The following is a 12,659-nucleotide window of genomic DNA, read 5'->3' as shown; positions in this document are numbered from 1 at the left end:
TCTGGATCGGGGTGACGGCACGTGCCGACATTATGACGCAGCCAGCAAAGGCTGCAGCATCTACAATTTTCGTCCGGATATTTGTCGGGTTGATCTGCAATTTGAGCGCCATTATTCCCGCCTATACAGCTGGGAAGAGTTTGTTGAGCTCAACTTGGCGGTATGTCGCCAGCTTATCGCAGAAGAAGGACAGATGTAATGTTGTGCTATCTATTATTCTTGATCGTATGATGAAAATTTGTCGTGACCAATTAATTTAGGCGAGCGATTTTGTACAATAAATTAAACTATTACTGAATGCTAAATAAACGTTCACAATAGTAGATAACTGGAAGCCACTTACCCCAGATTCTGTGTTATGAACAATCGCCAAATATCCTAAATAATTAACCAGACTACAGATTGAGGTATTCCGCTTATATCATCCATAACTCAAAGAATGGTACCTAATGTTGAACTGGAAACAGAAAGTGAATTGGAAGAACTGAAACATTGATAGATAACAGCAAGGTTAATGGAGCAAAACTGATATGAAGATTCAATCCGTTCGCATTAATAATTTCCGAGCACTCAAGGATATAACGATCACCTTCGACTCGGTCACAACCTTCATTGGGCCAAACGGTGCAGGGAAGTCGACTGTGCTGCGTGCTCTAGATTGGTTCTTCAACGGTAAACCGGGGTCCTTGACAGAAAAAGATTGCTCCTTCGGGGCGGCGGATGAAGAAGTCGAGGTCCAAATTACGTTCACTGACCTTACCCAAAAGGACCGCGAAGCCCTTGGCAGGTATGCACCGGATGGGGCTACTACTTTCACTGCATGGAGAAGACAATCACCTGATGGATCCGATCGACTCTCAGCTAACGCAAAGGGCTTCCCCGATTTCAATCCAATAAAAGCCGCGAGTAGCGCAACCGCGAAGAAAGATTTGTACAACGGGCTACGGGCACGGCGCCCAGAGCTGGATCTCCCGGCCGCGAAAACAGGCCCTAATGTTGAAGAGGCGATAACAACCTGGGAGGCATCGCATACCGAGCTGCTCGAGGATGTACTCGAATCGCTTCAGACTAACTTTTTCGGTTTCAACAGCGGCGGTAAGATGAGTGGCCTCTTCGACTTCGTCTTGGTGACTGCAGATCTTCGTGCAAGCGAGGAATCAATGGATGGTAAGTCAAGCATCATCGGGCGCATTCTGGAGCGATCCATTGACCGTACTGCAGCGGATGAAGAAATTGCAACAATCGTCGAGGAATCAAGAGAAAAGCAGCAAAAAGTTTACGAAGAAAAATTCAGAACACAATTAGAAACAATAACAACAGAGCTTAATGCAGTCGTTGCGTCTTATTCACCTGGACGGGCTGTCACAGTTTCCCCAGCCGAGGTGGAACTCAAGGCCCCCAAGACCACATTCGAAGTAGCTGTGCTTGATGGAACAACCGAAACGGCTGTCGAACGGCAGGGACACGGTTTCCAACGGACGATTCTGATCTCCGCGCTTCAGCTCTTGGCACAATCGGGCTCTGCTTCAGCAGACGGTGTCATCTGTTTGGCAATTGAGGAACCGGAACTTTTTCAACACCCAATCCAGGCGCAGGCATTTGCAAAAGTGATCCGCTCGCTCGTAGAAAACCCAGACAAGTGCATCCAGGTAACCTATGCGACTCACAGCCCCTATTTTCTTGAAGCTCGCCATTTCAATCAGGTTAGGCGGCTGACAAGATCATCTGATGAACCTCCTGTAGTTTCTGTTCATTGCGCAACCATTGAAGATGTTAAAGCCAGGCTGAACGGAATTGTGGATGACGATGTGGTTGCTCGCAGGCTTGACCACAATGTGGCTGATCAACTCTCTATCGCACTCTTTGCTAACCGGGCATTCATCGTGGAAGGGACAACGGAATCATCCGTCTTCTATGGCATTGGAGACAGGACATCACACGGCTTACTTGAGGCTGGCGGCGTATCGATTGTCCCCGTAGGGTCAAAGACATCCATACCGCTTGCACATGCCATTCTCAGTACTATGGGTGTGCCCGCTTATGCACTCTTTGACGCAGATGCTGGCTTTGAGTCCCGTGCCAAAGCAAAAAATAAGAGACAAGAAGCAATTGACAGTGAAAAGAACAACCATGCTAAGGAGAACCGAAAGCTTCTGCGGTATTTCGGTATGGTTGAAGAAGATTTCCCGTTGGCCTGTGTTGCGAATGAAGTTGCGATCTTTGAGGATCATCTAGAATCGTTCTTGTCAGAAAACTGGCCTGAATGGGTTGGAGCCTGCAACGAGATCGAGGCTGCCACCGGTCTTAGTCTTTCGAAAAATCAGCTCGCATACCGCACGGCAACACTCAAGGCTGATGGAGCAGTTCCGGAGATGCTTCAACAAATTTTGACCAAGGTAGAAGGAGAATAGACATGCATGAAATCATCTGTCCACACTGCAAAAAGGCCTTCAAAGTGGACGAAGCCGGGTATGCGGAAATCCTGAAACAGGTTCGCGATAGCGATTTTGAGAAGCAGTTGCATGAACGGCTGGAGTTGGCAGAGCAGGACAAGCGCAACGCCGTCGAGCTCGCCCAGGCCAAGGTCACAAGCGAGTTGCAGAAAGAGGCTTCCGCCAAGGATACTGAGATTCAAGAGCTGAAGGCAAAGCTCGATGCAGGTTATGTTGCACAGAAACTCGCCGTCAGTGAAGCACTGAGCACAGTGGAGAAAGACCGAGACGCGCTGGCAAGCGCTCTGGAGAAGATAAAGCAGGAGAAGGAAACGGCTGCTCAATTGGCTGAAGCTAATCTCCTGAACGAACTTCAAAAGGCTGCCGTCGCCAAGGATTCTGAAATCCAGGATCTACAAGCTAGGCTCGATGCCAGTGAAGTGGCACAAAAACTCGCTGTCAGCGAGGCGCTAAGTGTCGTGGAAAAGGATAGGGATGCACTGGCAAGCGCACTGGAAAAGGCAAAGAACGAGCAAGAAGCCGCATCTCGTTTGGCTGAGATGAAGCACTTAAGCGACTTACAGCAAGCCATTGCAACCAAAGATGCAGAGATTCAGAGCCTGCAGTCTAGGCTTGAGACTATTGAAGTCTCACAAAGGCTCACTCTCTCTGAAGCAGTAAGTGAGGTTGAAAAGCAACGTGATGAACTAAAGAGCGGACTTGATCGAGCTGCTCTAGAAAAACAGCTCGCCGAGACAGCGCTCAAAGACAAGTACGAAACACAGCTCAAGGACCGCGATGATGCCATCGAACGCCTTAAGGATCTGAAGGCAAAATTATCGACCAAGATGGTTGGCGAAACCCTTGAACAGCATTGTGAGATCGAGTTCAATCGCTTGCGGGCCACCGCGTTTCCGAAGTCCTACTTCGAGAAAGACAATGACGCACGGACCGGCAGCAAAGGCGATTTCATTTTCCGCGACCAAGATGATGCAGGCTCTGAGATCGTCTCAATCATGTTCGAGATGAAAAACGAAAGCGACGAAACCGCCACTAAGAAGAAAAACGAAGACTTTTTCAAAGAACTCGACAAAGACCGTACTGAAAAATGTTGTGAATACGCCGTGTTGGTCTCCCTACTTGAGCCTGATAATGAGCTCTACAATGCTGGGATCGTTGATGTATCTTACCGCTATCAGAAAATGTATGTTGTTCGGCCGCAGTTCTTCATCCCCATTATCACGCTACTACGTAATGCGGCGATGAACTCGCTCCAGTACAAATCAGAGTTGGCACTGATGAAAGCGCAGAATATTGACATCACAAATTTCGAAACCCAGCTTGATGACTTCAAGAGTGCATTTGGGCGCAACTGGCGCCTGGCTTCAGACGGCTTCGAGGAAGCGGTCAAGCGCATTGACGAAGCCATCAAGGATTTGGAAAAAACGAAAGAAGCGCTGCACAAATCAGCCAACAACTTGCGGCTCGCCAATGATAAGGCAGAAGACCTCACGGTCAAGAAACTGACTCGCGGTAACCCGACGATGGCTGCCAAATTTGCCGAATTCAAACACGAGGGCGCGCCTGACACCAAATAAGCAATAGAGTCTGTCCGTAATTCTGTGTAACTGCCACCGAATTAAAGGTGATCGCTCAGGCGGTCACCGAACTCGATAATAAAACTGCTCATCGCCTGCCGCCAGTTCTGAATCGGCATGCTCCATTTTTTTAACGCATCCTTGATCGCCAGATAAACCACCTTTCGTACCGAGTCGTCCGTCGGGAACATCTTGCGCTTCTTGATGGCTGCGCGGAGCTCGCTGTTCAGTGACCTGATGGCATTCGTGGTGAAGATAGCTTACGGATATCTGTCGGATAGCAGAAGAACGTATTGAGTCTTTCCAAGTGTTACATGCCAGCTTTTACTGATTTGCGGGTATTTATCATCCTAGATGCCTGCGAACTTATCCAGCGCCACCTCAATCTCAGACGTGGCAAGCCGACTCGCCCAAGTGTGTCGCAAGTCGTGGCATCGAAAGTTATCTATACCTTCCCTTACTCTGATTAATTTTTATATATTTATCAGTAAGATGAATTCATACCAATAAAAAATCACTCAAATTTATCATTCTGATGCGTGTACTTTTTATTCGGAAAATATCATTGATATAAGTCAACAATTAAACACTTGATCAGAAAAGCCACTCACATACGGCCCTGCACGATACAAATCACCACTTCTCATCCTCAATCCAGCCAGACATCATTAAATTCCGACAATTTCAAAAATTAATATTTAGATGAAAATACTTAATTAATTTATTTTTTGGTATATCGATCTGAATATTTGATCTTCGTATTCTTATTATTCTACTATCGCGGGTAAAGAAGTGTAGCGTCTCATCCGTCATTAGCATGTTGAAGCTATCCAAAAAATGTAAGGTAGCATCCTTACTGTGCGCTGATGCGGCTAAGAATGATAAACACCATGGGTCAATGAACGGACAGCGCACAATACTCACCAGGACGGTAGCCCTTGCATTCTTCAGATAACGAAATCACAGCAAAAACCCTTGATACCCTGATGCAGGATACCTGGCTGTTGGCGCTTGCTATTCGCAATAAACAACCCGTTACGGTTGATGATGCGCTGTACCAGCGTTGCTTTGACATGATCCAGCAGGTGCAGGATCAGCTTGCCGCCGCGGGTGCGCCTGAATATCTCATTGAAGAAATCAAATTCGCCCACAGCGTTTTTCTGGACGAGGCAGTCATGACCCAGCCGGATACGGATGTGTCCACCTGGTGGCGGCGTACACCGCTGCAGGGCCATTTCCTGGGGCATATTCACGGTGGCGAGCATTTCTACGAACATATTAAAAAACTGCTACGCGAACCGGTTCCTTCTGAAGCACGGGCGAGCTGTTACTACCGGATGCTGCGGTTCGGTTATGCAGGGAAATACAGGACTGAGGGCGATGATGAGCGCCTGTCGTTGATGCGGCAGTTGAAAACATTATTGCCTGAGCATTCAGCGCCTCTTAATACCCCCGTGCTTATCCGGCGTTCACGCCATAAAACGCCATTCTGGCAGCGCTGGCCCTGGCTTATCTGCAGCGGCGTGTTTATTGCCATTGTTATCGCAACCATCATCATAAACGGCCATCTGCATTACCTGGTTGGCAAGTGGTGTATCCCCGGCTGACGCAAATATCGGGAAGGAACCTGTAAATGGGCAAAAAGGATTTTGTTATTCAGGGCGGCAAAATGCCGGTGTACAACCACTACCAACTGAGTATTCCAGAGTTGAAAAAACAGCATCCGGAAATTCAGCTGTCAGTGCTGCGATTCAGCGGTGAAGAAGCCCTGAATACCCCATGGTGCTATACGATTGAAATCACCAGCGCAACCCGTGACATCCTGGCTGATAGCCTGATTAATACCACTGCTCAACTACTGTTTTACCCGGACGGCCAGCCCTGGCAGTCCGTTGCGCCCCGTATTCTGCGCGGCGTGATTACCGGCTTTCAGCAATGTGATTCCTCTGCGGATGAAACCCGCTATGTGGTGACCTTGCAACCCCGCCTGGCGCTGCTAAAAAACAGCCTGATGTATGCCGTTTATCAACATAAAAGCGTGCCGGGTGTGGTGGAGGATATTCTCAACCGTTGGGCATTCTCCTCGCTGGATTATCACTTTCGGCTGAATACTCAATACCCGGTTCGTGAGTTTTATATCGCTTATGCGGAAAGCGATCTCGACTTCATTGAGCGCCATCTGGCGCGTATCGGTGTGTTTTATTACTTCACATGGGACGAGGAAAATCACCGTGACGTGCTGGTGCTGGGAGATACCTCCCAGGCATACGGGGAACGACAAGATATTGCCTTTCGTCACCCCTTAGGGCTGTTTGATGGCGGGCGTGAATCCCTATGGGATATTTCGGTCAGCCGTCAGTCTGTTGCTGCCAGAACGAAGCTCAATGATGAGTATTACCGTAATGCGCAGGACGATCTGCTGGTGCAGATTGAAACGGACCTGGATAAGCCCGCACTGACGGGAGAACTGTATCGCTACGGTGAGAACTATCAGCAGCAGGGGCGGGAGGTTCAGGCGCTGCCAGAGCAGGGGCGGTGGTTTGTCAAACGTCGTCAGGAACGCCTGATTACGGAGCAGGTAACATTCGATGGTATGTCGAACGGCATGGATATTCGGCCTGGTATGGTTATCTCCCCGCAGGGCAAGGCTTGGCCGGATGCGCCGGACGGCCTATTGGTGGTGTCCACCTCGTCGACCCGTATTTCCCGTGACACCGCTTATGTGATCCGTTTTACCGCCGTGCCTGTTCGACCGCATATTTCATATCGCCCACCGTTGAAACCGTGGCCGCACATTGGCGGTACGCTGCTGGCAAGGGTGACCAGCCCGGTTGAAAACGCACAGTATGCCGAACTGGACGAACATGGTCGCTATCGGGTGCGTTTTCAGTTCGATCTGAACGCGTTATGGCAACCTGGTTTTGAAAGTGTGCCGGTAAGGCTTGCGAAGCCCTATGCCGGTAACGTGTATGGCTGGCATTTCCCGCTAATAGCCGGGACTCAGGTGATGATCGCTTTCACCAACGGTGATCCAGACAGACCCTATATCCTTTGCTCAATGCATGACTCTCGGCACGAGGATCATGTCAATCTCTATAATTATCAACGCAATGTGCTGAGAACTCCGGCGAATAATAAGCTCAGATTTGAGGATCGGCGGGGCTATGAACATGTCAAACTGTCAACGGAATTTGGCGGAAAAAGCCAGCTGTCGCTTGGCCATATCGTTGATAATGCCCGCAATAAACGCGGCGAAGGCTTTGAACTGCGCACCGACAGCACGGGAACGCTGCGTGCCGCGAAGGGCCTTTATCTTACCGCTGATGCCCAGATCACGGCAACCGGCCAGGTATTGGAGATGGCCCCAGCCATCAGTCTGGTCAACGGTGCCGTCAGTCAGATTAGCGACTGGCAGACTATCACTCAGTCTCATCACAACCTTCAACCCGATGCTAGCCATCTGAAAGCCTACCTGGCCGCAGTGGACCAGTTGAAATCCCCGGCAATGTTGCTCAGCGCTCCGGAAGGGATTGGCGCCGTCAGCCCGAAAAGCATTCTGATCAACTCCGGCACCACCCTGCACTTGCAAAGCCAGACAGAAACCAGCATTGCCAGCGGCCAGCGTATCCAGATGAACGCCGGCCAGGCGATTTCCCTACTGGCCCACCAGGAAGGGATTCGAATAGTGTCGGGCCAGGGGCCGCTTGCTGTCGAATCCCATGGCGATACGCTGGGGCTTACGGCATTGAAGGATATCAGCGTGCAGACGGTACAAGGCGAACTGCGCCTGACGGCAAAAAACGGCATTGTGCTGGGATGCGCAGGGGCAACCATCCGTATCACACCTCAGGGGGATATCCAGATCCATTCACCGGGTAAAACCAGCATTCGTGGCGTGCATACCTGGAATACGCCCGCCAGTGAAGAAACTCAGCTACCGGAACTGCCCAAGTCGGTGTGTAAAGACTGCCTGAAAAAAGCGCAGCAAGCCGCCCTCGCATTTGTGCCAAGAGGATAAGTGATGAAAAAGGATAACAGTGCGCAATGGTTGAAACAGGCTCAATTACTCTGCACCGCTGCCGGGCAGGATTATATTGATGTGCTGGTTGACCAGGCCGGAACGGAACAGCCATTACAAAATGCTCTACGCCAGATCTTCCCAGAGGTTCGCTGGTTCGCTCTGTTTGACGGCACGCCGGAAGCCGGAACGGAAGAGTACTCCCCGCTGGTGATGCGTCTGCACTTTCCAGCCTGCAGTCACCAGCGCTGGCTGGAGCAACTGGCGCAGCATTTTTCTGGTACGCCCCGCCTGACGCTACTGATCTCACCGCTGGTTTTCGATCTGTTAATCCACCATCTGCAGTCGTTGTCGCAGGTTTACTGGGATGAGCAGAGTGGATTGCTGCGTTACTACGATAATCGGATATTCCCTCAGCTGTTTGCACATATTCTTACGCAGGAACAGCAGGCTTCATTCACCGACATCGCGTTGTTCTGGGGTTGGCGGGATCGGGACGGTGAGCCGGCCTGGAAAACCGGGACGTACAGCCCTGAGCGCCTGCTTGCCGATGAGCCGGAAATGAACTGCGTTAATGATGCGCAGGTGGAGATGATGGGATGCGTCAGTGATGCCGAGGCGCTGATGAAAGACCTGCCAGCCACCGTTATCTCTCGGGAAGCACATTTTGCGCACTGCATGGCAATAGCTATTCAGGCAAGCCAGTCTGGCTATATAGGCGATCTTATGACGGAGCCAGCAACATGTCCGGTAAAATAAGGAATGGAACATTCATGGAGAAAATAATTACTGGCTGTGTATTGCTGATTCTATTTTTGGTTTCAGGGTGCTCACAGGTAAATCGAGACGGTGGTTATACCGCCGGGGATTTGAGCGGTATTAACCATATGGCCGATAGCGGTATTAATTCATTTTCGGTTAATGGTTACGGCGGAACACTAACGGGTAACTCATGCTGCATCATTCTTCCTGAAAAGTGGACTACCGGCTTGAAAGCACGAGTTGAATGGGAGGTCGATCCCTATATCGCACCTCCATTTCCTGGATATAAAGATAGGGTAAAATTTAATGCATGGAAACGTGTTCTGGAGAGCAGTTTTCAGCAACACAGTACCATCGTTGATATTCCGCAGTACGGCAAAGAACGCTGTGGTTTAACGGTGCACTTCCTGCCGTGTAATCAGGTGAAAGTGACAACGGTATGTTCCGGGTATGGTACGCAGAACTATCCGATTAAAGAGCCTCTTAATATGAAGGAGCCAGCAACATGCCCGGTGAAATAAGGAATGGGACATTCATGGAGGAAATAATTACTGGCTGTGTATTGCTGATTCTATTTTGGGTTTCAGGGTGCTCACAGGCAAATCGAGACGATGGTTATACCGCCGGAGATTTACGTGCGCTTAATCACACGCTAAAGGGTATTAATTCGTATTCTGTAAATGGTTACGGTGGAACAATGACCGGGAATAGTTGTTGCATTATGCTTCCCGAAAAATGGACTCCGGACTTGAAAGCTCGAATTGAATGGGAAACTGATCCTGATCCTTACGCGCGAATGCCCCCTTTGGGCACCGATGAATTCCGTAAAGCATACGCAGAACATGCAACAAAATATCAACAACACAGCGCCGTCATTAATATTCCGCAGTACGGCAAAGAACGTTGTGGTTTAACGGTGCACTTCCTGCCGTGTAATCAGGTGAAAGTGACTACTTCATGTTACGGGTTTAATGCCCCTGAATATCCGATTAAGGAACCTTTTGATATGAAGGAGCCATCAGCATGTCCGGTGAAATAAGGAATGGAACATTCATGGAGAAAATAATTACTGGCTGTGTATTGCTGATTCTATTTTTTGTTTCAGGGTGCTCACAGGCAAATCGAGACGGTGGTTATACCGCCGGGGATTTACGTGCAGTCAACCACGTTGAAGGGCAAGGTATAAATGGCTTTTCGGTTAATGGATATCATGTCCCAGGGTTAGGTGGTGGATATTGCTGCATCATGCTTCCTGAAAAGTGGTCTCCCGGCTTGAAAGCACGGGTTGAATGGGAAATTGATCCTGATCCTTATGCACGAATGCCCCCTTTGGGCACCGATGAATTCCGTAAAGCATACGCAGAACATGCAACAAAATATCAACAACACAGTACCGTCATTAATATTCCGCAGTACGGAAAAGAACGCTGTGGTTTAACGGTGCACTTCCTGCCGTGTAATCAGGTGAAAGTGACAACGGTATGTTCCGGGTATGGCACGCAGAACTATCCGATTAAAGAACCTCTTAATATGAAGGAGCCTGTCACATGTCCAGCGAAATGAGTTTAGCGTTGCCCTGTTTTGCACCGCCACCATTTCCTGATGCAGGACGTTTACTGCTGAGCGCTGCGCAGGTTAATGCCAATTACAAAAAGCAGGTTCGAGACGAAATGGATTACCGTATCAAGTTAGCCGCACAGACAGGGAAAAAAGGCATTATCCCCTGCTGCCGAAGCCTGCATATCAGCTTGTTCTTTGATGGTACGGGAAACAATGAAGAGAACGATACCCGTGCAGCAAAACCATCGCATCCAACTAATATTGCTAAACTATATCATGCGACATACCAGGATGCCGATCGTGATGGGTATTTCCGCTATTACCTTCCTGGCGTTGGTACACCATTCCCTAAAATTGGTGAAATGGATTACAGCACTCATGGTCTGGCCTTTGCGACAGGTGGGGAAGACAGGATTAACTGGGCGTTATTAAGATTGGTCGATGCCCTGAGTTATGCAATTACTAAAGGCGCCAAGCGCCTTGACGATAGCGTAGCGAAGGGAATGCTACCCGATATGCAGGCTCATGCACCTTTCTCTGGTGAAGTTAATCGCCGCAATGTGATGAAGCCTCTTTTAAAGGCACTGGAAACCCAGGCGGTGCCGAGCCAGCAACCCCATTTACTACGCATTAAACTGTTTATCTACGGTTTTTCCCGCGGTGCTGCCGAAGCACGTACTTTTGTAAACTGGTTAACCCAGTTACCCGATCCGAAAACGAAAACAGAACATCAGGAACTGACGCTGGCGGGCTTACCGGTCAGTATTGAGTTTCTGGGGTTACTGGATACCGTGGCCTCTGTCGGTGCGGCCCATATATTGCCCGGTGCGGCAGGGCATATGGGCTGGGCGGATAACACCCAGCAACTGCCGGATGAACGCACGTTTCCGGGGTTAATAAAATGCTGCCGACATTTTGTTTCTGCTCACGAACAGCGCCTGTGCTTCCCGCTGGATTCGGTTCGCCGCCCGGATGGCAGTTACCCGGCCAATACCCAGGAAGTGATCTATCCCGGTATGCATTCCGATGTGGGGGGCGGTTATCCTCCACAAGATCAAGGGAAATCATGCAATGGCGTGGGCGAAATTTTATCGCAAATCGTTCTCCACGATATGTACGCCACCGCGTTTGAGGCAGGAGCGCCGCTGTCGGTATTAGCTGAATGCGTTACGGATTGTATAAAAGATAAATCACCTAATCGTCAGATAGATATTAAAACTCAAGGAGAATTTGATTTTAGTAAGGAACTAGTCAAACGCTTCAACATCTGGCGCCAAACCCTGCTCAATACCACCTTACAGGGCGCCGAAGAGTCTGAAGATAAGCAGCAAGGTTATCGCGCGTATCAACTTTCACAGGCGCTCGAAAGTGCCGTTATCGATCAGGTGGGCTGGATCACCGCCTGGCGCATTGGCCGCTATGCCAATGGTAGCCTCACCGCGCAGTACTTCTACAAAAGTGCACCCCAGTTGGATGCAGAAGGGCTACAGCGTGAAAAAGATGCGCATGACGCGGCAGTAAAAGAACTTAATGCCCACCGCGCCGAAGCGGAAAAAAACCGCAAGCCACTGGACGAAAGCTTACAGGGCAAACCCGATCTTGATCCGACCAACGCGCAGTATCAGCTACGCGAAGCTGCCCGTGAATTCCAGCATGATTATCGGGCATGGGGCCGGGACATCAACGGCGGTATTTTCTGGGATAAAACCCTCCAGATAGCGCTGGATGTGATCCCTAAACACGCCATATTTCTGATAAATGGCGACGATGAGGCCGCTGAATACGAGCAGATGAAAGCCGATGGTAACCGGCGCTATTCCCAACTGTTTATCGATAAGTTGGGAACCGGTATTCGCACCCAACCCCGAGCCGATCTGCTGGCACTTTATGATGAGCAAATCCACGACTCCCGCGCCTGGTTTATGCAGAGTGCGCTGGGCGGGCGCGAGCCGTGGGGCGGCTATTTCCGCTATCGCATGATTTACTGCGGCAATCAGGCCAATAAAAACCTCAGGTTGATTTCGGTGGAAGGCAAGGTGCTCAATGCTGCGCCAACCTCAAACAACGTGGTCTGGTTTGTCGAGCCGAAAACGGCATATAACAACGCCACTTACAAAGTGAAGGATATGGCGACCGGTGTGGTTCAGACGCTGAACCCTCCGGCGTCAACCATGCAGCCGGGTGCCGTGGTGGCACAGGCCCGCTCTGGTGTTATCAGCGAACAGCATCAGGCCATGATGGCCTCTGCTATCAACATGCTGAAGGAATCAGGAGCAAAAGTGGTATGAC

At 49.9% G+C, this 12,659-nt stretch carries 9 protein-coding genes and 1 pseudogene; 9 read left to right on the top strand and 1 reads right to left on the bottom strand.

Going from position 1 to position 12,659, the window contains the following annotated elements; translation table 11 throughout:
- The first annotated feature begins 530 nt into the window (after positions 1 to 530).
- Both ACN28Q_RS06180 and ACN28Q_RS06175 read left to right on the top strand, forming a co-directional pair.
- Positions 531 to 2,411: an ATP-dependent endonuclease gene (locus ACN28Q_RS06180; protein WP_095845540.1), complete on the top strand. Its 1,881-nt coding sequence runs from the start codon at positions 531 to 533 to the stop codon at positions 2,409 to 2,411.
- 2 nt (positions 2,412 to 2,413) lie between these two features.
- Complete coding sequence (locus tag ACN28Q_RS06175; RefSeq protein ID WP_230469587.1) at positions 2,414 to 4,030, top strand: DUF2130 domain-containing protein; 1,617 nt, start codon at positions 2,414 to 2,416, stop codon at positions 4,028 to 4,030.
- A 41-nt stretch (positions 4,031 to 4,071) separates the two neighbouring features.
- Here ACN28Q_RS06175 and ACN28Q_RS06170 read toward each other — a convergent pair.
- Positions 4,072 to 4,380: pseudogene (locus ACN28Q_RS06170) on the bottom strand (transposase); the annotation flags it as partial.
- A gap of 636 nt (positions 4,381 to 5,016) precedes the next feature.
- On the opposite strand from ACN28Q_RS06170, the gene tssL reads away from it, so the two are divergent.
- The 7 genes from tssL to ACN28Q_RS06135 are packed head-to-tail and all read left to right on the top strand — an operon-like array spanning position 5,017 to position 12,658.
- Entirely contained in the window at positions 5,017 to 5,637 is a 621-nt protein-coding gene (gene tssL / locus ACN28Q_RS06165) for a type VI secretion system protein TssL, short form (RefSeq protein ID WP_230469401.1), read from the top strand.
- Positions 5,638 to 5,663: 26 nt separating this feature from the next.
- Complete coding sequence (locus ACN28Q_RS06160; RefSeq protein ID WP_095845538.1) at positions 5,664 to 8,048, top strand: type VI secretion system Vgr family protein; 2,385 nt, start codon at positions 5,664 to 5,666, stop codon at positions 8,046 to 8,048.
- A gap of 3 nt (positions 8,049 to 8,051) precedes the next feature.
- Positions 8,052 to 8,807 (top strand): toxin Tle1 chaperone Tla1, encoded by a 756-nt coding sequence (locus tag ACN28Q_RS06155; protein ID WP_095845537.1) that lies wholly within the window; start codon positions 8,052 to 8,054, stop codon positions 8,805 to 8,807.
- A 14-nt stretch (positions 8,808 to 8,821) separates the two neighbouring features.
- Complete coding sequence (locus tag ACN28Q_RS06150; protein WP_230474295.1) at positions 8,822 to 9,331, top strand: Tli1a family immunity protein; 510 nt, start codon at positions 8,822 to 8,824, stop codon at positions 9,329 to 9,331.
- 14 nt (positions 9,332 to 9,345) lie between these two features.
- Positions 9,346 to 9,849 carry a Tli1a family immunity protein gene (locus tag ACN28Q_RS06145; RefSeq protein WP_095848933.1) on the top strand — a complete coding sequence of 168 codons (504 nt, stop codon included), beginning with the start codon at positions 9,346 to 9,348 and terminating at the stop codon, positions 9,847 to 9,849.
- Positions 9,834 to 10,373, top strand: a complete 540-nt coding sequence (locus tag ACN28Q_RS06140; RefSeq protein WP_095845535.1) for a Tli1a family immunity protein — start codon at positions 9,834 to 9,836, stop codon at positions 10,371 to 10,373. The genes ACN28Q_RS06145 and ACN28Q_RS06140 overlap by 16 nt, the downstream gene beginning before the upstream one ends.
- Complete coding sequence (locus ACN28Q_RS06135; RefSeq protein ID WP_095845534.1) at positions 10,358 to 12,658, top strand: T6SS phospholipase effector Tle1-like catalytic domain-containing protein; 2,301 nt, start codon at positions 10,358 to 10,360, stop codon at positions 12,656 to 12,658. The genes ACN28Q_RS06140 and ACN28Q_RS06135 overlap by 16 nt, the downstream gene beginning before the upstream one ends.
- Position 12,659 lies beyond the last annotated feature (1 nt).

This window comes from Gibbsiella quercinecans (genome assembly GCF_002291425.1).
GTDB lineage: Bacteria > Pseudomonadota > Gammaproteobacteria > Enterobacterales > Enterobacteriaceae > Gibbsiella > Gibbsiella quercinecans.
Note: the sequence above shows the minus strand (reverse complement) of the source record. Positions and strands in the feature narration are given on the sequence as shown.